General features: G+C 54.5%; 16 protein-coding genes. 7 read left to right on the forward strand and 9 right to left on the reverse strand.

All coding sequences use genetic code 11. The features are described 5' to 3' along the window. Positions 1–63 precede the first annotated feature (63 nt). The 3 genes from ACESNI_RS02410 to ACESNI_RS02420 are packed head-to-tail and all read left to right on the forward strand — an operon-like array spanning position 64 to position 4755. The gene (locus tag ACESNI_RS02410; protein ID WP_373084661.1) at positions 64–2160 is read left to right on the forward strand and encodes an ABC transporter permease; all 2097 of its coding nucleotides are present in this window, start codon (positions 64–66) and stop codon (positions 2158–2160) included. Further along, a complete protein-coding gene (locus ACESNI_RS02415) occupies positions 2153–3265 on the forward strand; it encodes a hypothetical protein (protein ID WP_373084663.1) in 1113 nt (370 codons plus the stop codon). The genes ACESNI_RS02410 and ACESNI_RS02415 overlap by 8 nt, the downstream gene beginning before the upstream one ends. Further along, positions 3262–4755 (forward strand): sugar ABC transporter ATP-binding protein, encoded by a 1494-nt coding sequence (locus ACESNI_RS02420; RefSeq protein ID WP_373084665.1) that lies wholly within the window; start codon positions 3262–3264, stop codon positions 4753–4755. The genes ACESNI_RS02415 and ACESNI_RS02420 overlap by 4 nt, the downstream gene beginning before the upstream one ends. Before the next feature lie 3 nt (positions 4756–4758). Here ACESNI_RS02420 and ACESNI_RS02425 read toward each other — a convergent pair whose 3' ends face one another. From ACESNI_RS02425 to ACESNI_RS02455, 7 genes are all read right to left on the reverse strand, one after another. Then, the gene (locus ACESNI_RS02425) at positions 4759–5556 is read right to left on the reverse strand and encodes an ABC transporter ATP-binding protein (RefSeq protein WP_373084667.1); all 798 of its coding nucleotides are present in this window, start codon (positions 5554–5556) and stop codon (positions 4759–4761) included. Between the two features lie 16 nt (positions 5557–5572). Then, positions 5573–6628, reverse strand: coding sequence for a dihydrodipicolinate synthase family protein (locus tag ACESNI_RS02430; RefSeq protein WP_373084669.1), 1056 nt, complete (start codon positions 6626–6628; stop codon positions 5573–5575). A gap of 11 nt (positions 6629–6639) precedes the next feature. Beyond that, the gene (locus tag ACESNI_RS02435; RefSeq protein ID WP_373084671.1) at positions 6640–7488 is read right to left on the reverse strand and encodes a GNAT family N-acetyltransferase; all 849 of its coding nucleotides are present in this window, start codon (positions 7486–7488) and stop codon (positions 6640–6642) included. Then, entirely contained in the window at positions 7475–8518 is a 1044-nt protein-coding gene (locus ACESNI_RS02440) for an NAD-dependent epimerase/dehydratase family protein (RefSeq protein ID WP_373084673.1), read from the reverse strand. Before ACESNI_RS02440 ends, ACESNI_RS02435 begins: the two co-directional genes overlap by 14 nt. Positions 8519–8538: 20 nt before the next feature. Beyond that, positions 8539–9948, reverse strand: a complete 1410-nt coding sequence (locus ACESNI_RS02445; RefSeq protein ID WP_373084675.1) for an amidase — start codon at positions 9946–9948, stop codon at positions 8539–8541. A gap of 12 nt (positions 9949–9960) precedes the next feature. Next, positions 9961–10779, reverse strand: coding sequence for an ABC transporter permease (locus ACESNI_RS02450; protein ID WP_373084677.1), 819 nt, complete (start codon positions 10777–10779; stop codon positions 9961–9963). Positions 10780–10861: 82 nt separating this feature from the next. Further along, the gene (locus ACESNI_RS02455) at positions 10862–11512 is read right to left on the reverse strand and encodes a TetR/AcrR family transcriptional regulator (protein ID WP_373084679.1); all 651 of its coding nucleotides are present in this window, start codon (positions 11510–11512) and stop codon (positions 10862–10864) included. Positions 11513–11636: 124 nt separating this feature from the next. Here ACESNI_RS02455 and ACESNI_RS02460 point away from each other — a divergent pair, with 124 nt between their 5' ends. After that, entirely contained in the window at positions 11637–12644 is a 1008-nt protein-coding gene (locus ACESNI_RS02460) for an ABC transporter substrate-binding protein (protein ID WP_373084681.1), read from the forward strand. A 195-nt stretch (positions 12645–12839) separates the two neighbouring features. Here the strand turns inward: ACESNI_RS02460 and ACESNI_RS02465 are convergent, their stop codons facing one another. Together ACESNI_RS02465 and ACESNI_RS02470 are read right to left on the reverse strand one after the other, a co-directional pair. Then, complete coding sequence (locus ACESNI_RS02465) at positions 12840–13820, reverse strand: 2-dehydropantoate 2-reductase (RefSeq protein ID WP_373084683.1); 981 nt, start codon at positions 13818–13820, stop codon at positions 12840–12842. Then, positions 13820–15340 carry an acyl--CoA ligase gene (locus ACESNI_RS02470; RefSeq protein ID WP_373084685.1) on the reverse strand — a complete coding sequence of 507 codons (1521 nt, stop codon included), beginning with the start codon at positions 15338–15340 and terminating at the stop codon, positions 13820–13822. Before ACESNI_RS02470 ends, ACESNI_RS02465 begins: the two co-directional genes overlap by 1 nt. 261 nt (positions 15341–15601) lie before the next feature. Here ACESNI_RS02470 and ACESNI_RS02475 point away from each other — a divergent pair, with 261 nt between their 5' ends. From ACESNI_RS02475 to ACESNI_RS02485, 3 genes are read left to right on the forward strand one after another with little or no spacing between them, the layout of a single operon-like run. Then, positions 15602–16744: an acyl-CoA dehydrogenase family protein gene (locus tag ACESNI_RS02475; RefSeq protein ID WP_373084687.1), complete on the forward strand. Its 1143-nt coding sequence runs from the start codon at positions 15602–15604 to the stop codon at positions 16742–16744. Beyond that, complete coding sequence (locus ACESNI_RS02480; protein WP_373084689.1) at positions 16741–17805, forward strand: acyl-CoA dehydrogenase family protein; 1065 nt, start codon at positions 16741–16743, stop codon at positions 17803–17805. The genes ACESNI_RS02475 and ACESNI_RS02480 overlap by 4 nt, the downstream gene beginning before the upstream one ends. Before the next feature lie 34 nt (positions 17806–17839). Then, entirely contained in the window at positions 17840–18622 is a 783-nt protein-coding gene (locus ACESNI_RS02485; RefSeq protein ID WP_373084691.1) for an enoyl-CoA hydratase/isomerase family protein, read from the forward strand. Positions 18623–18635: the final 13 nt, after the last annotated feature.

The raw sequence follows: 18635 nt of genomic DNA on the forward strand, positions 1-18635 counted from the left end.
GCGCCTTTTTCAGCGATCCTATGTGACTGAGTTGTCTGTAGGCTCCCTTCGGATAGAGTACGAATGATTAAAACAATCACAAAATGGCGATACAGGTTTTGGCCGGATCATGTACTCGGTGAACTGCTCCAGAAGCAATGGATGGAGACGGCGGTTCCGCTTATTGTTCTTATCCTGACAATCGTATTTTTCAGCTCACAGATCGATAACTTCATTTCGATAGCCAATCTATCCGATATTTTTCGTCAGGCGAGCGAGCTTGGCTTCGTTGTCCTGGGCATGTCCCTGGTATTGATCGTCGGCGGGATTGACCTGAGTGTCAGTTCCGTCTTCGCGATCTGTAATCTTGTAGTTCTATATTGCATCAACGTGCTCGGGTTACCGATTGTGGCCGCGGTCCTCATTACACTCGCGAGCGGAGCTGTGCTTGGCGCCGTAAATGGTGTTTTGATAGGGTATCTACGGATGCGCGCTTTCCTGACCACGATGGTCACGCTAATTGTTTTTAAGGCCGTACATGATATGCTGAACTATCAGGTGGCTGTCCAAATTTCATCTGTTATACCGGATTTACCGGCGTGGGACTTTATCGGGTTTGGGACGTTTCTTTATATCCCGACCGTTGTCTGGGTGTTCGCGGCTGTTGCGATATTCAGTCATATATTTTTGACCCGGTTGCGCGCCGGATGGCGCGTGATGGCAATTGGGGGTAATCGACGGTCTGCCTATAACATCGGGCTGCCTGTAAACCGTGTCGTTGCGCTTTCCTATGTCGCCTCGGGTACGTTTGCGGCGATTTCCGCAATATTTTACGCTGCACGACTTTCCAGCCCCGGTGCCGATACGGGCAAGGGGTTGGAGATTATTGTCCTTACGGCGGCGATCCTCGGCGGGATTCGTCTTGGTGGGGGCAAAGGATCCGTTGCCAAGGCCGTTCTGGGAACGATGATCATCCTTCTGGTCACGAACGGTCTTCTAAGGATGGCGACACCGGCGGGGGCCTCGCGCGTAATACTGGCGGCAATCCTTCTGCTGGCCGCGACGCTGGATATCCGCTGGTTTAAGAACCGGCACAAGGCGATTGACGAGCTTTATGTCAGTCCTTCCTACCTGGAACTGCCGGCTCTCAATCGGGATGATGCCCGCTATGCCCTCAATGACCGCCTGCGCCATGTTGAAACCATCGGGCTGGGCCAAGTAGAATCCCCTGAAGACGTCGTGCTGGACGATCAGGATAATCTCTATTGCGGCAGCCGCCATGGCGAGATCATCCGCTTTCTGGCGCCAGACTACAAACAGAAGGAAATCTATGCGCGCATCGGCGGCCAGCCACTCGGTATGGCATTCGATGCCGGGCAGACCCTCTATGTCTGTGTCGGCGGCATGGGCCTCTATCGCGTGACGCCAGATCGGCAGGTTGAAAAAGTTACCGATGAGACAAACCGATCCCTGTTTTCAATTGTCGATGACAGCCGGCTTCGACTGGCCGATGATTTGGATATTGCCCCCGACGGCCGTATCTTCTTCTCGGAAGCGACGATCCGATACGAGATGCACGAATGGCCCACAGACAGTCTTGAGGGACGAGGTAATGGCCGTATCATTTGCTACGATCCGCGGACAAAGAAAACGACGACGGTCTTGCGTAACCTGATCTTCCCGAACGGCATCGTGCTTGCTTCCGATCTGGAATCGATTTTGTTCGCCGAGAGCTGGAACTGTTCGATAAAGCGCTACTGGTTTGATGGCAGCAAGCGCGGCACCACGGAGACAGTTATTCCTGATCTGCCGGGCTATCCGGATAATATCAATAAGGCCTCGGATGGAAATTATTGGCTGGCATTGATGGGTATGCGCAGCCCGGCTTTTGACCTCGCCATGCGAAAGCCGGGGTTTCGTCGCCGCATGTCCAAGCAGTTGCCGGGCGATGAATGGCTTGCGCCCAATATTAACACGGGCTGTATTGTCAAATTCAACGAACAGGGAGAGATACTCGATGTCCTGTGGGACCTCGGCGGTGTCAACCATCCGATGATCACCTCGATGCGTGAACATCGCGGATATCTCTATATTGGCGGTATTTCAAACAACCGCATTGGAAGACTTAAACTGGATGATGCCGACCCGGAATTTCTATCGCGGGGGCGCTATAATGTTTAATGCACTCTCAGCCAAGGTGGGAGCCTTGTTCAACAGACAGGGGGCGGGCTTCACGGTTCCCATTCTCGACGGTGCCTACAGGCCGAATAACCTTATTGAACAAGCAGCAATTTACGGCGAACATGCGGAACTTGAAGATATAACACTGGGCCCTGGCGGCGAGCTTTATGCCGCCTGCGGAACCAGTGTGATGCAAGTATCTGAGAGCGGTGATTTTACTCCAGTGGCGACGTTTGATCATGTGGTGACGGCACTTGCCTATATGCCCGCCGGGACCCTGGCCGTGGCATTTGGTACAAATGTGATCGTGGCGCCGGGGACAGCGAACCAGAAAATCATTGATAGCGCAGACGGAAAGCCCTTCGTGGCCGTGAACGCCTTGCAGGCGAACATGGATGGCTCGCTGTTGATATGTGATGGCTCTGAGACATGTCCTTATGGCGAATGGAGCCGGGATCTTCTGGAAAAAGGGAAGACCGGCCGCCTTGTGCGATATGACCATGTAGGTGGAAAGACGGCAACAATGGCGTCGGGCCTCGCCTATGCCTTCGGCGCCCATGTTGACACGCAGAACAGGGTTTTGGTCTCCGAGAGCTGGCGCCATCAAGTGAGTGCCGTGAATGAAGGACGGACGACGCCCGCGATTGTTGGCTTGCCGGGCTATCCAAGCCGCATGGCCCCCGCGGAAGGGGGCGGCTTCTGGCTGTCGCTGTTTGCCACCCGTACGTTGTTGATGGAATTCATACTGCGTGAAACCGACTATCGTCAGGAAATGATGCGGACAATGGAACCTGAGTACTGGGTCGCTCCAGCGTTGAGTTCAGGAAAAGATTTTCGTGAACCTCTACAAGGCGGCGGTGTAAAGCAGATGGGAATCCTTAAACCCTGGGCACCGCCTCGCTCCTATGGGCTGGTTGTTCGATATGATGCCGACCTGATGCCCCTGTTCTCACTGCATAGCCGCGCGGGCGGTGAAAATCACGGTATCGTCGCCATCGTAGAACGCGGTGATGATCTCTTTCTGGCGTCTAAGGGCTCCGGCCGACTTCTGCGGTTGTCGTTGTCAGAAATCAAAGCCGCGAAAGCATTGGAGGCCGGCATATGAACCAGATTTTAGAACTTCGCCAGATAACCAAGTTCTATGGACGTGCGGCGGCAGTGGAAAATATTGATTTCATCCTGTTGCACGGTGAGGTGCACGCGTTGCTTGGAGAAAATGGCGCGGGTAAATCCACATTGACAAAAATGATAGCCGGCGTCGTTGCCCCGTCGTCCGGAACGATCTTGCTGGAGGGCTCTGAAATTTCTCTCAAAACGCCAGCAGATGCCGTCAATTCCGGTATTGCAATGGTTTTTCAGGAAACCAGCCTGGTACCATCAATGACAGTGGCGCAGAACCTTTTCCTTGGAAACGAGAAATTTTTCAACCGGATGCGGGGTGTCAATATTGCGGCCCAGCAGTTTATGCAGTCGTTGAGCTTTGATGTCGATCCGACCCTGTTGGTTGCGTCGCTTGGCGCCGCGAAAAAGCAAATGGTCGAAATTGCGCGGGCGATGCTGCTGCAGGCACGGATCATCGTGTTTGATGAGCCAACGGCGACATTGACACCCGAAGAGAAGCGCCATTTCTTCGAACTGGTTGCTACGCTCAAATCACGCGGTGTTTCAGTGATTTTCATTTCACATGCATTAGAAGAGGCGCTGGAGATATCGGATCGCATAACCGTCCTGCGTGACGGTAGACATGTTCTGACAGACCTCACCACTAATTTTGACCGTGATAGAATTGTGCAGGCAATGGTTGGGCGCAGCCTGTCGCAGGAACTGTATGGGACTCGCAAAGCGGCGGTTCGCCCCGCCGGCCGCCGCGTCCTCAGCGTGCGAAACCTGCGTGTGGGCAACACGGTTAAGAATAACTCGTTATCCGTATTCGCCGGACAGATCACCGGAATCTTCGGGCTTGTGGGGTCAGGACGCACCGAAACCTTCAAGGTGGTCGCCGGAGTGATCAAACGTAATTACGCAAACGGGGGCGAAGTCTTTCTTAACGGCAAAGCCGTGCGATATCGTGTTCCGGCGACAAGTGTTCGCAGCGGCGTGGCCTACATTACAGAAGATCGAAAGATTGAGGGCTTCTTTGAAACCATGTCAATTAAACTGAATGTATTTGTTGGTTTGTTGGCAAAAATTCGAGTCGGAAAATTCTGGCTGAGAAATAGCGAAATTGACGCTGTCGGAGCTAAATGGGCCAAGTCATTGCAAGTACGATCCGTTAGCAATGGCGCCCGCGTGATAGAGCTCTCGGGCGGCAACCAGCAGAAAGTTGTGATTGCCAAGTCGCTGGTCCAGGAGCCTGAACTAATTATTTTCGATGAACCGACACGGGGTGTGGATGTTGGTGCTATCGCTGAAATTCACGATATAATCCGCCGGTTAGCAGACGAAGGCAAAGCCGTCGTCATGATTTCTTCTTACCTGCCGGAGGTGATGATGCTCTCTGATCGCCTTCTCGTGGCGCGTCAGGGGAGGATTGTCGAAGAATTCTCACCTCTTGAGGCTACTGAGGAAAAGCTGATGTATGCGGCTGTTCATTAATGCTCAGGCCATTCCCAGCAATTTATATATATGTTTCGTATAGACGCCAAAGGGCTCAGTAACCTTCATATCGAGGGTGCGTGGGTAGGGCAGATCGATGGGAAAATAATCGGCCATGCGGGCGGGACCGGATGTCAGCACGGCGCAATGCGACCCGAGAAATACTGCTTCCTGAATTGAATGGGTAACAAAAATGATGGTCTTGCGGGATTCTTCCCAGATCCGCAATAGTTCCAGGTTCATTTTCTCCCGCGTCATGGCATCAAGTGCCCCGAACGGTTCATCCATGAGCACCAGCTTGGGATTATGGACGAGCGCGCGGGCAATCGCGACGCGCTGTTGCATGCCGCCCGAGAGTTCGTAGGGATATTTGTTTTCATAGCCGGTGAGGCCAACCATATTGATGAGATGCAGTGCATGTTCACGGGCTTCGCGTAGCGGAAGGCCAATAATTTCGGCTGGCAACATGACATTGTCGATAATACGCCGCCATTTCAGCAACAAGGATTGCTGGAAAACCATGCCGACGTCGCGGCCGGGTTCAAACGGATGCTCCGCTGTTCCAATCTCGATCATGCCTTCATCGGCATCATGCAGGTCCGCTAAAATCTTTAGCAATGTTGTCTTGCCGCAACCGGAAGGCCCAACCAGTGAGACAAGATCACCAGAATTGACCGTCATGCTGGCGTCACTGACGGCGACATGTCGGGCACCGTCGCGGCTGACATAGGTTTTCTGCACCCCTTCGAGGCGGATCATCACCTCGGACGGGTGTGCGCTTTCTACAGTGGGAGTCGACATGGATTATGCTCCTAATTCAGGCGAGCCAGCGTGAGAGATTTTCAGCAACAAAGGCATCATCATTAAATTCCGGGTATTCATTATAGATTCTATCAAGTTCTTCACTTTGGCCGGGCCCCAGATCTTCTTCCGGATCGAGGCACCAGCGGCCTTCCAAAAGCCCCTGACGCCGCAGGATTTCGTGGCATCCGGCAATAACTCCCTGAAAATCGTTGGCGACGTCGAAAACGGCCGCATTACAGTCGGTAACGGCTGAATCAAGGCGCAGGATGTCCTCCTTTGCTTCCCCCGAAGCCTGTGCCTTCTTGCACCGTCCAAGGATGTCAACAGCACCGCGCGTCCAGACGCTCCAATGCCCGAGAAGACCGCCTGAAATTTTCATGTCGACCGGTTTGCTGTCGCGTTGAATGCGATAATGCGATACCAGGTCGAGGACGATGTGGTCGTCATTGCCGGTATAGAGACTAACCCTGTCCTCGGCGCGGGCTTCCACGACACCGCGGATGACATCCAGGGTCGCATAGCGATTAAATGGCGCCATTTTAATGCCGATAACATTCTCAATTTGCGCAAAGCGCCGCCAAAAGCCGCGCGTTAGGCGGCGGCCGCCGACTGCGGTTTGCAGGTAAAAGCCGATCACTGGCATTACATCGGCAACGGTGCGGCAATGATCTATTAATTCGTCCTCGCTGCTTGTCTTAAGCGCCGCCAGACTCAGGAGTACGGCCTGATAGCCTAGCGCACGGGCCGTCTCCGCCTCGCGAATGGCCTGGCCTGTTGGGCCGGCCACACCGGCGACCATGAACAAGGGGCGGTTAGCCCAATCCGCTGCGGTTTGGGCTGCCAACTCAAGTACGGGCGTGTAAAGCCCCACATCGCGGATGGCGAATTGCGTGGTGTGGACGCCGACGGCAAGCCCTCCAGAGCCCGCATCGACATAGTAACGTGTCAGCGCACGCTGCCGAGTGATATCGAACTCCCGCGAACTGTTAAGCGCCAACGGATGAGCCGGGATAACAAGTCCCCCGCGGAAATTATCGAGCAATGTCGTGTTAATTTCAGTCCAATGCAAGTCAGTTACTCCTATCCATATTCGGGGCCCGCAATTATCATTGTCCGCCCACCGCCGTCAAAGTCCGGGCTGTCGCCCAAGCTCATGCGCGTGAACCCGCGCTGTTTTTCGAAACCGATGGATGATATATACGCGGCCAATTCCGTCCGGGTGTCGAGCAGATCGAAAAATACCGGACCGTCGGTCACGGCAAGGGCCGCATCAACAAGGGCGATGGCATCATCTTCAGAAGCGGAAATCAACGGGCCAAACTGGGCGGCGCGGCGGCCCTGCCGCGAGATGATAAATCCTGGTTTTTTAGTCTCGATGACAAAGCACTTGCTGCCGTCCCGGTTGAGAAAATCGCCTATAAGATTCCTGCGATCGGCGTTAAAAACCTCTGCATCAAGAGTGCTGATCCAGCCCTCATCACTCGTATTGGCTTCACGTACTCCCTCGTTTTTCCGGTATGAATTTTGTCTCTCCCCTTGCCATCGAGTGAAACGCAGGCCGGGAACAAACCCGATTTTTGTATAGACCTGTTCTCCGGCTTCTGTCGCATCGAGGATAGGTACGAGTCCTCGTTCCTGAAGCCAGTCTATCCGATCGCCAAGAAGCGCAGTCGCCAAACCCTGGCGTCTCATGGCCGTTGACACCAGGACCATGCTGATCCAGCCAAATCCTCCGGGATAGGGCAGGGCGAGCGCCGTGGCGGCAATCCTCTCGTTTTCATTTCGGATGATGACCGCGTCCCCCCCGTCGCACATCAGTCGCCAATCTGCTGCAACCTGATTCCAGCCAGCTTCTTCCACCAACGTCATCGCGTCATCGATGTCGTCCAGTTTGAAGGGAGCTTGCATCAAGCCGTCAGTAGTTGCCATCGCGGACCTCAAATTTGGTTGGTTTATCATAGACTTCCCGCTTATTGACAAGCCAGTCAGCGACCCAGTCCATCAGCAGGTCTAGCGGCACCCTCGGATAGCCGAACAGCTTGTTTGCATGGGCCGTATTGGTCAGCCAGGCGTATTCGGCTTCCGTTCCGGTAATGACCGCTTTCTTGTTGAACCGGCGGGCAAAGGCTTCCGCTACCCAGCGAATGGCAATTGTTTCCGGACCGCTGACATTAATCGGGCTGGTGACGGGTGTTGTATGTGCCAGTGAGCGCAATGCCATCACATTTGCGTCCCCTTGCCATATAACGTTGACATGACCCATGGTCACATCGATTGTCTCGCCAGCGAGCACTTTTCGGGCGATGTCAACCAGAACACCATAGCGCAGGTCGACGGCATAGTTTAGTCGAAACAGGCGGCCCGGTGTGTTGTGACGCTGTGAAAAATATTCAAAGATGCGCTCCCGGCCGATGCAGGACATAGCATATTCACCGGGCGGATTGGGGGACAGGTCCTCCGATGCACCGCCGGAAATAACGGACACGAAAGGATAGACACAACCGGTGGAGAAAGCGACGATGCGACTGTCACGAAAGCGCTCGGCCACCAGTCCGGGCATGAAGCTGTTCATGGCCCAGGTCAGGGATTGCGCGCCGGAAGATCCGAATTTCTGTCCAGCAAGGAACATCACATTGGCGGCGTTCGGTAATTTTTCGATAGCCTGGCGATCCATCAGATCGGCTTTCACCACTTCGATCCCGTCCGCGGCCAGCGCGTCGGCGATACCGGAGTTTGAAAACCGGGCGACGGCATAAACCTTCTTCTCCGGACAGGCACGCTTGGCCATGCGGGCGAGGGACGGGCCGATTTTACCTCCGGCGCCAAGGATGATGATATCACCGTCAAGCGCACCAAGTTCCGCTGTCAATTCGGGGGTTGGGCGCGAAAGAAGTTCCTCCAGATTTTCGATACTGGTAATCGTATCGGGCAATTTTGATTTAGCGGTACTTCGATCCATTTCGATTATCTCCATCGATTTCATTCAGGCAACCTCGGCGTGGCGCGGGCGCGATTCCATGGGTAAGCCCGCTCATATTGACGGCTAAACTGAAGCAACAACATTTCCGAGTAGAGCGGCCCGACAACCTGGATTGCGAGCGGCAGGCCATTGGGATCCATTCCACAGGGCAAGGTGACGGCGGGTTGGCGGGTCAGGTTGAAGGGAAAGGTGTACGGTGACCAATGACGACTTTCCGCCATCCCCATAGGGCCGTCGATGCCCACTTCAAACGTTGTGCAGGCAAGGGCAGGAGTTAGCAAAAGGTCAAATTCCGTATGGAACTGGCGCATTTGACGGCAAATTTCCGTCCGGGCGGAGTCGGCCGCAAGATAGCTTGCAAGATTGGCGTTTGATCGGCTTTCCTGAATATGGGCGACAAGGGCCGGATCCATTTGGGCAAACTGCGCATCGCCCATTCTGGCAAAAGCCGCAACCGTCATGCCGGCCCGCAAGTCTTCGTAAGTGTTGGTCGGGTTATCGAATGGCGCGGAAACTTTCTCGACCAAATGCCCGAGCGCTTCAAGTTGGCCAAGAGCTTTTTCGGCGGCGTCCAGAACTGCCGTTTGCGGGCGGGCAAAGCCGAGATCAGGGGACCATCCTATGCGTAACCGGCGCAGATCCTGATTGAGGCCGTTCGCGTAATCCATCGAATCCAACGGCAGGGCAGACCCGTCACGCCAATCGTCGCCACTTAGGACAGTCAGTAATATTGCGGCGTCCTCGACCGACCAACTGATCGGTCCACTGGCGGCAAAGCTGCCATACGGCGTTGGCGGATAGGAGGGGACACGCCCGCCGGTCGGCTTGATGGTAAATAGCCCGCACATGGCGGCCGGTATGCGAAGCGACCCGCCGGCGTCCGTTCCCAGTGCAAGTGGTCCCATGCCGGATGCAACCGCCGCCGCCGCGCCGCCGCTGCTGCCGCCGGGTGTGCGGGTGATGTCCCACGGGTTCCTTGTCGCTCCCGTAAGCGGGCTGTCAGTCACTCCCTTGGCGGCGAATTCCGGTGTCGTGGTCTTGCCGAGCAATATCCCGCCGGCGTCGCGGATGCGCGCGACTGGGGGGCTATCCTCGCTCCAATCCCCTTCCGCAGGTATTACTTTTGATCCCCGCCTTGTCGGCCAGTCTTTTGTTAGCAAGAGGTCCTTGATTGAAACGGGCACGCCGTCCAATGGGCCCAGAGGAGTGTTGGTCTGCCAGCGTGCGGTCGACTGCTCCGCCTGGGCGAGCGCGGCAGCTTCATCGACAAGACAAAATGCGTTTATGACCGGGTTCAGGTCCGCAATGCGGTCCAGGCAGGCCTGAGTTGCTTCTACAGGGGTAATTTTTTTTGTACGATAGCCCTCGGTCAACTGAGCTGCCGTCAGTTCATATAATGCGTTTTGCATAAGTGGAGGTCCCTATTCTATACGCGAGTCTTGAACGACCATAAGACGTTCCAGCACCATAATCGTTAGATACAAAGTTACCCCAACGATGCTGAGTAGGATGACCGCCATAAACATGGCCGCCGTATCCAATACCGCCTGTACCTGGATCATGAGGTAACCAAGACCGTTTTCAGAGGCGATAAATTCACCGACGATAGCGCCCGCAACGGCCAAGATGCTGCTGACCTTCATGCCGGAGAAAATGTATGGAAGGGCATTCGGGAGCTGGATCTTTATAAAAATCTGCCAGCGCGTCGCCTTCAGTGACCGGACCAGTTCCAGCATCTCGGGTTCGACTTCACGCAAACCCCGCAATGTGGTGAGCAGCATCGGAAAGAAGGAGATTACAAACGCAATAAAAACATTGGTGCCAACGCCATAACTGAACCAGACGACAAAGAGTGGGCCCAGTGCGATTTTGGGAATCATGCTAAGGGTCACGAATAAGGGAAATACCAGTACGCTGAACCAGCTAAACCAGTAGAAAATTAAGGCTGTACCGATGCCGAAGGCAACCGCGATAATATAACCACCGTAAATTTCAACGACTGAGACGAATGTGTTCAGTCCCCACGCATAGTTGTCCTGAAAGAGCGTCTGGATCGTCGCGCCGGGGGAGGGCAGAATATAAGACGGTATATCGCTAAATTCCACCACCATATACCAGGCCAGGATGACCAGCCCATGGGAAACGACTATCGGGAGCAGCGTGGGCATCCGGTCCTGGATGAATGTAGTTATCCGCGGCTTGTGATCGGCCGTATCCTGATCCTCAACAGTTTTTTCCATTTGCTCAGCCTTGCAGTAATCAACCAGTTGGTTGATTAATAGTCGGCGGCAGCGTATCTGTCAACTCTGCTCGATCACCTGTTCAGGTTTTTGTAAGTGCGGACATTGCGAAATCCACGACATGCCGGCGACGCTCGGCGACGGAGGAGTATTCCAGGAGGTCGCGTCCGAAGATCCGCGACAGCGTAAACGCATTGGAAAAATAGAAAAACGAGAGCGCAGCAATTGACAAATAAACCTGAAACGGATCGAGCCCGGCCTTAAAATCGCCCCGCTCAAGCGTTTCCCTTATCATCTCAATAATTGGCCGGTTCATTGGCTCAAGTTGCGTAGAGCCGTTTAAATGCTCTCCCATATGAGTGTTTTCATCGGTAACTAGGGCAACAAATTCGCGGTTTCTATCGAGATAATCGAAAGAAAACTCGATCAGCACGCGCATTGCGTCATGGGCGGGCAGACCGGCGAGGTCCAATGCGTGCTCCTGCTCGCGGATATTCCGATAGGCCTCTTCAAGAACGGCGATATACAATTCGTCCTTACTGCCAAAATAGTGATAGACAAGCTGCTTGTTGACATTCGCAAGCTTGGCGATGCGATCAACCCGCGCTCCTTCAAGCCCGCGCCCTGCGAATTCCTGACAGGCCACGTCAAGTAAGGCTTGCCGCGTGTCGCTGTTGTCAGACTTTCGGGGGCGTCCTCCGCGTCGTTTTTTTACCACTGCATTTTGTTTCATTTTATCAACCAACTAGTTGGATGGTATTGACTCGGTTCAATTTTATATTTAGCGTTACCGTACCATCAAACACATCTACACGGAATTTTTAGAATTTTGATACAGGCAAAATAGGGGAAGTTCAATGCGAATTACGAAAATTGTTTCAGCCTTGGCGGTGATAGCGCTCGCCGGGTTGTCCTCGATGAGCAGCTCAGGCGCGGCAGAAAAAATTACGTTCGTTTTGAACTGGTTTCCCACAGCGGACCATTCCCCGTATTATTATGCTCGTGAGCAGGGATGGTATGCAGACGCCGGTCTTGAGGTAGATATCGAGTCTGCAAAAGGGTCCGCTGCGTCTTCACAGAAGATCGGTATCGGCCAGGCGCAATTAGGTGTGGCTGACTTGCCAACTGCCTTCATTGCCCGGAGTAAAGGCGCAAATTTGGTCGGGGTTATGGCTGTATATGCAAACTCACCGCAGGGGTTCTATTGGCGTAAAAGCGTGAGTGGAATAACCGGCCCAAAAGATTTTCCCGGCCATACGATCGGTAATCCACCGGGTGATGCCGCACGAGCAATGTGGCCAGCCTTTGCGCAGGCTGTCGGGATAGCTGAGGATTCAGTGAAGTTTATTAATATTGCCCCGCAGGCCAAAATGCCGAGCCTGATGTCGGACCGCATCGATATCATAAGTGACTTTTACAATGGTCATGATCTCAAAGTGAATGCAATGGGAGATGATATGGGATTTATTGCCTGGCGTGATATCGGCGTCAATCCTTACGGCAACACAATTTTCGTCAATGGTGAATACCTGAAGGACCATAAGGAGGCTGTGGCCAAATTCGTAGAGGTCACGCAAAAGGCTTTCAATGCCTGTGCCATGGATCACAAGCCCTGCATCGATGCCCTATTGAAAAATGTGAGTGGTCTTGATGAGAAGGCACAAATGGACCAGTGGCTCCGGGTGGAGGAATTGATGTCTACCGAGGCGACAAGGACTGTTGCGCTGGGATATCTTGATCCAGCCGGGCTTGACGACAGCTACGCCCTGGTTGAAAAATATTTTACGTTGGAAAAACCCTTTGATGTGAAAGATGCGTATACAAACGAATTTTTGAGCAAAGCCTTCAAGGCACCAGCCAACTAGGTTGAGACCCGGGAATTTTCGTGAGGAATGTGATCACGTGAAACTGGTTACATTCCCGGGTGACACGTGCGGAAATTCCCGGCCTCAATTTTTGGGCAACGACACTTCAGATTGTTCAATATTACAACGGGCGATATTGACAAGAAATGACACCAAACGGGCAATTATCCCACGATTTCCCCCGGCTTTGTCAAGTTAGTAACAACCGGCCAGTCTTGCCTTTTGTTTCACCAGCGCCGCAATGGCATCAATGGCCGGCGTGCTATGTCCAGTGATCACGCCAAGTTCTTGGACGGACGTTACGAGCGCATCAATCTCCATCGGCCGGCCCGTTTCCAGATCCACGAGCATCGACGTTTTATGGGCCCCGACCGAGGCGGCACCCGCAATTCTTTTATCAACGTCAATTGGAAAATCGACGCCGAGTGTTTCGCCAATGGCTTGGGCTTCCAGCATCATAGACCTCGCCAGTTGACATGTTCCCGGATCTCCGCTGATTATGTCGAGGGTCGCGCCGGTTATAGCTGAAATCGGATTGAAGCTCAGGTTTCCCCATAGCTTTACCCAGATGTCATTTCGGATTGCCTTTCTCACTGGCGCCTTTAGCCCGGCAGAGATCAGCAGTTGTGAAAGCTTGGAAACCCGGTCGGTGCGCTCGCCGGTTGGCTCGCCGACGGGAAAGCGATCGCCGGCCCTGTGGGTTATCACGCCGGGTTTGGTGACCTCTGCTGCCTGATATACGACACATCCGATGGCACGGGCAGGCCCGACACGGTCCCAGATATGGCCCTCCGGATCCGTGGCGTCGATACGTTTGTTTTTATGAATTCCGTCGATGCCGTAAAAATACCACCATGGCAGGCCATTCTGAGCGGTGACAACGGCGGTATCCGGGCCCAGAAGTGGTTGCATCGTATCGACGACCGCAGGAACCGAATGCGCTTTCAAGGCGATAATGACAAAATCCTGTACGCCGAGGTCCGCCGGATTATCCGTCGCGGTGACATTTTTCTGAATGAACGTCTCGCTCCCGGTTTCCAGGGTTAGTCCATTTTCTCGGATAGCGGCCAGATGTGGCCCGCGTGCGATCAGTGAGATGTCGGCATCGCCCTGACGCGCGAGCAAAGCACCGACATAACCGCCGATTGCCCCGGCCCCAAATATACAGACTCGCATTACACCAACCCCAGCTTTTCTGCCATTCCAATGCGCTGCAGCTTGCCCGTCGCGCCCTTCGGTATTTCGGCCAGTAACGTGATCGTCCGGGGCACTTTGAATGCAGCAAGACTTTTTGCGGCAAATGCCTTGAGTTCCGCTTCTGTCGCCAACTGACCGTCTTTAAGAACGACAGCGGCGGCAACGTCTTCCCCCAGCTTGTCATGCGGCAGGGCGAAGGTCACAACTTGCTCTACCGAAGGATGGTTCATAAGGACTTCGTCGACTTCACGTGGAGATATTTTCTCTCCCCCCCGATTTATAATTTCCTTCAGGCGACCAGTAAGGGAAATATATCCGTCGTCCGTCAGAACGCCCTGATCGCCGGTGCGGAACCATCCGTTGGTAAAGGCCTCGGCATTCGCCTTGGGATTATTCTCATATCCCTTCGTGACATTGTCACCGCGAATGACGATTTCTCCTGTTTCACCGGCCTTCAGGAGTGCCCCGTCCTCTGACATTATGGCAACTTCCGGCCCGGAGGCAATTCCCACACTTCCCGGAACGCGTTTGGCCGGCGGTAAGGGATTAGCGGCCATCTGATGGGACGCCTCGGTCATTCCATAGGCTTCAATCACCGGGCAATTCCACATGACTTCCAGCGATTTCATAACCTGCGGCGGGAGCGAAGCGGAAGACGACCGCGCGAATCTCAATCTGGCATGGGTGACCGCGTCCGGATTGCGTTCCCCGCGCGCCAGAATGGCCTGATGCATGGTTGGTACCGCCGTGTACCAGCTAGGCTTCGCCTCCTCCAGCCAGCCAAAGAACTTGAGCGCATTAAATCCCGGCGTACAGGTTACACTTGCGCCCGCCCGAAGCGAGGCCAGAACTGCCGCAATAAGCCCGTGAATATGAAAAAGAGGCATGACATTGAGGCATATGTCCTCGGCCGTCAGATTCAGGGATCGGCCAATATTGCCCGCTGACGTGCAGACATTGGTGTGGCTAAGGGGGACGATTTTCGGCCGGGAGGTGGTTCCTGATGTATGCAGGATCAAGGCGATGTCGTCGGCATGGGCGGGACCGGGCATTTCAGCGGTCCCTGAAATTGGTCCACTAAGCTCAAAGGCGCCCGCGGCTGCCAGTTCGGGAACTCTTAATTCAATAATTGTCACGCCGAGCTTTTTTGCGACCTCAACAGCGGGACTGTCACTTTTTTCCAGAACGACAAGTGCCTTCGCCTTGAGGTCTGAGAGATAGAATTCAAACTCATCTGCCTTGTAATTTGGATTGAGCGGGGCAGTGGTTGCCGCGCAACCAATCGAGACGAAGGCAGTTGCCATTTCAGGCCCGTTGGGCAAGACAATGGCCACGCGGTCTTGCCTGCCAATGCCAAGTTCATTGAGCCGTACGATGGTCGTTGCCGCCAGTTCCTTAAGCCTACGATATGTTAAATGCTGTCTGCCGGGAGCAGAGATCGCTGGCGCCTCATCCTCTCCATGCTCGAGCAACTCCTTAAGGGTGCCGGACCGTAACATATGACTTGCCTCCCGCTTGTCAGGTATTGTAATGCAGGACTTATTTGTAGGGGCTATCAAAGTCCTGTACAACCGTAAAATCCTTGCCGTTCACAGGACTGCTGTGACTATAGGGCCGTTAGTCAAAGGCGAGGCAGCCTCAGAATGTCTATTCGCTTAATATAGTGTCGAGACGTTCCTTGTTGACACTGATCGCGCGGAAGTTAATCTTGCGACACAGAACGCGCCGGAAAAGGCCCCATTTACGGAGATTGACAAGAAATGAACTTTGCCGAAACATTTCAACCGCCTGCGGTTTCACCAGAACTGGAGGCACTCCGACAAGAGGTCCGAGGTTTTCTTGGCGAGGTGCGCAAGAAGGGTGAGTTCGATTTTTGCAACAATTCCTGGGCTGAGACCTTTTCGCCGGAATTCAGTCGGCTCCTGGGCGCGCGCGGCTGGATAGGCTACCATTGGCCGGAAGAGTACGGCGGCAGGGGGGGTAGCTATCTGGCCACCTACACGATAAACGAAGAAATGCTGGCTGTCGGGGCACCGATCGGAGCCCATTGGATTGCCGCTCGGCAAAGTGGCCCCCTCCTGATGAAATTCGGCACTGAAGAGCAACGCCAAAAGTACCTTCCTCGTATCGCGCGCGGCGAAAGCTTTTTCGCCATTGGCATGAGCGAGCCGGATTCTGGCTCGGATCTTGCGGCGGTGCGAACTCGGGCAACCCTGCAGGAAGATGGACGATATATCCTGAAGGGGCGTAAGATCTGGAGCACCGGGGCGCATAAATGCGACCATATGATCGTGCTGTGCCGGACGTCGCCGCTTGATACCAAGCATCGGCATCAGGGGATCACCCAGTTTGTTGTCGACCTGACGCTCGACGGGATTTCCATTCATCCAATACGGTCTATCGATGGAAACGAGCATTTCAATGAAGTTGTTTTTGATGATGTAGTCTTGGAGCCAGATGCGCTTGTCGGTACTGAAGGCGGCGGATGGAACCAGGTGACGAGCGAACTCGGGTATGAGCGCAGCGGACCCGAACGCTATCTTTCTGTGATGCCCCTGATTGAGGCCTTTGCCAAGGACAGTGGGAATAGCGAAGAACAGACGCGGACGCTTGGCAGGTTGTCGGCAAGACTGCTTACGCAGCGGGCCATGAGCCTCGGTATCACCAGCGAACTGGTGGCGGGCCGCTCGCCGGTGTTCGAGGCTGCCTTGTCAAAGGACCTTGGTACGATCTTTGAGCAGGACGCGATTGAGATTGTCCGAGCGGCGACAGAGGGCACGCGAAGTACCGAGTTGTCCCAGTTATTGCAAGAAGCGATCTGCGCCTCGCCCGCCTTTACGATACGGGGCGGGACGACGCAAATTTTGCGAATGATGATATCCAAGGAAGTGTTGCCGAGATGAGCGATATTGCAAGAGAGATTCATGAAACTGCAACGCGTCTTTTCCGCGACCTTTGTTCCGCGGAAACGGTGAATGCGGCCGAGGCAGGGGTCTGGTCCGACGCACTGTGGAGGGCGGTGGAGGAAGCCGGTCTCTGTGACGTGCCGGGCATGGGCGATTGGCAGGATGCCTCAGCCACGCTTCGCGCCGCAGGCTATGCAAGTGCGCCCCTGCCACTGGCCGATACGATGCTGGCGCGCGAGCTTCTGGCTGCAGTCAGAATTGAGGCGCCAGAGGGCCCGTTATCCTTTGCCATTGCCGAAGGGTTGAAAGCCACCAAAAGCGGCGATGTCTGGTCCTTGAGCGGCACCGTTGTGGCGGTGCCCTTTGCCTCCGTCACGGGGCATATCGTGCTCGCCGTTCCGCAAGAAGATGCGACGCTCGTCGTCATCCTGCCGGTGGACAAAGCGCAGCTGGTCAATCGCCAATCTATTGCCGGGGAATGGCTGGACGATGTGACATTCGACGCCGTTGATGTGCCATCATCTTCCGCGGCAGTGGGTGAGGGGGCTTTGGCTGATGAATACCGTGCGCTCGGGGCGCTCACCCGGGCGGCCCTGATCACCGGTGCCGCTGAAAAAGCGCTTGAGCTCGCCATTCAGTATTCGACCGAGCGAGTCCAGTTCGGCCGTCCTATCAGTGCCTTTCAGGCCATTGCCTTTATGATTTCGCAGATAACAGAGGAAGTTGCGGCCTCATCCGCCATGGTCGAAGCGGCGGCGGTGAGCGGAGGCAAGGCGCAGGCCCGGCACACGATGATCGCGGCTGCAAAAATCCGTACAGGCGAAGCCGCCACGACGATTGCCCGCATGAGCCATCAGATATTTGGGGCAATGGGCGTCACAATGGAGCACACGCTGCATCATTCCACAAGACGGCTTTGGGCATGGCGCGAGGAATTTGGCGGCGAGCAATATTGGGCATTCCAACTTGGTCAGAGCATGGGCGGCGGCATCGCGCAGGAAGGATCTCTGTGGCGGACAATGACAGCCCTTTCTGCCGCCGGGCAGACGCCAGAATAAAAATAACAATAAGAATTGAAGGTGAGGAAACGCTATGACGAGCAAGACCATTCTAGTCGAGAAAAACCATGAAACCGGTGTCGCCATATTAACGCTAAACCGGCCGGACCAGTTTAATGCGTTCAATCGGGAAATGGTCAACACATGGGCCGATAGTCTAATTGACATAGCGTCGGATAAAGATATTCGCGCCATGGTGCTGACGGGGGCAGGCAAAGCTTTTTGTGCGGGCGGCGATATGGATGAACTGGACAGCTTTCTGGAAATGAGCATGTCGGAACGAAAATCATTTCTTTTTGATAATGTTTACCGGGTCATGCGTCAGGTCCATAGCATGGATATCCCAGTAATCGCTGCCCTGAACGGGACAGCGCGCGGGGCGGGGCTCGATATGGCGCTGATGTGTGATATTCGTATCGCTGATCGGTCTGCTGTTTTCGCCGAATCCTATATTTCACTGGGGTTGATCGCCGGTGATGGTGGCTCCTACTTCTTGCCGCGCCTCGTGGGTCTTTCCAAGGCGCTGGAATTGCTCTGGACCGGTGACGCAGTGACCGCCGAGGAAGCCGTGAGCATTGGCATGATGTCCCGTGCAGTTGATGAAGGTCAAGCGTTGCCCGAAGCGCTAAAACTTGCAGCGCGTATAGCAGCTCAGCCGACTGAAGCGGTTCGGATGATAAAACGCGCGGCAGTCCAGAGTTTTTCGACAACGCTGGACTCTCATCTCGATATGATTTCGTCTCACATGGCGATCCTGGAGGATGGCCCGGTTTTCAAGGAGCGGGTTCTGGCCTTTCAGGCGCGTCGGCGGAAGTAAGATTAAATCTCTG

Source organism: Sneathiella sp. (genome assembly GCF_041689005.1).
Classification (GTDB): Bacteria; Pseudomonadota; Alphaproteobacteria; order Sneathiellales; family Sneathiellaceae; genus Sneathiella.

Bases quoted from the DNA above. Each gene is read 5' to 3' on its own strand.
- ACESNI_RS02410 (WP_373084661.1), top strand. From the start codon at position 64: ATGATTAAAACAATCACAAAATGGCGATACAGGTTTTGGCCGGATCAT.
- ACESNI_RS02415 (WP_373084663.1), top strand. From the start codon at position 2,153: ATGTTTAATGCACTCTCAGCCAAGGTGGGAGCCTTGTTCAACAGACAG.
- ACESNI_RS02420 (WP_373084665.1), top strand. From the start codon at position 3,262: ATGAACCAGATTTTAGAACTTCGCCAGATAACCAAGTTCTATGGACGT.
- ACESNI_RS02425 (WP_373084667.1), bottom strand. From the start codon at position 5,556: ATGTCGACTCCCACTGTAGAAAGCGCACACCCGTCCGAGGTGATGATC.
- ACESNI_RS02435 (WP_373084671.1), bottom strand. From the start codon at position 7,488: ATGGCAACTACTGACGGCTTGATGCAAGCTCCCTTCAAACTGGACGAC.
- ACESNI_RS02440 (WP_373084673.1), bottom strand. From the start codon at position 8,518: ATGGATCGAAGTACCGCTAAATCAAAATTGCCCGATACGATTACCAGT.
- ACESNI_RS02445 (WP_373084675.1), bottom strand. From the start codon at position 9,948: ATGCAAAACGCATTATATGAACTGACGGCAGCTCAGTTGACCGAGGGC.
- ACESNI_RS02450 (WP_373084677.1), bottom strand. From the start codon at position 10,779: ATGGAAAAAACTGTTGAGGATCAGGATACGGCCGATCACAAGCCGCGG.
- ACESNI_RS02455 (WP_373084679.1), bottom strand. From the start codon at position 11,512: ATGAAACAAAATGCAGTGGTAAAAAAACGACGCGGAGGACGCCCCCGA.
- ACESNI_RS02460 (WP_373084681.1), top strand. From the start codon at position 11,637: ATGCGAATTACGAAAATTGTTTCAGCCTTGGCGGTGATAGCGCTCGCC.
- ACESNI_RS02465 (WP_373084683.1), bottom strand. From the start codon at position 13,820: ATGCGAGTCTGTATATTTGGGGCCGGGGCAATCGGCGGTTATGTCGGT.
- ACESNI_RS02470 (WP_373084685.1), bottom strand. From the start codon at position 15,340: ATGTTACGGTCCGGCACCCTTAAGGAGTTGCTCGAGCATGGAGAGGAT.
- ACESNI_RS02475 (WP_373084687.1), top strand. From the start codon at position 15,602: ATGAACTTTGCCGAAACATTTCAACCGCCTGCGGTTTCACCAGAACTG.
- ACESNI_RS02480 (WP_373084689.1), top strand. From the start codon at position 16,741: ATGAGCGATATTGCAAGAGAGATTCATGAAACTGCAACGCGTCTTTTC.
- ACESNI_RS02485 (WP_373084691.1), top strand. From the start codon at position 17,840: ATGACGAGCAAGACCATTCTAGTCGAGAAAAACCATGAAACCGGTGTC.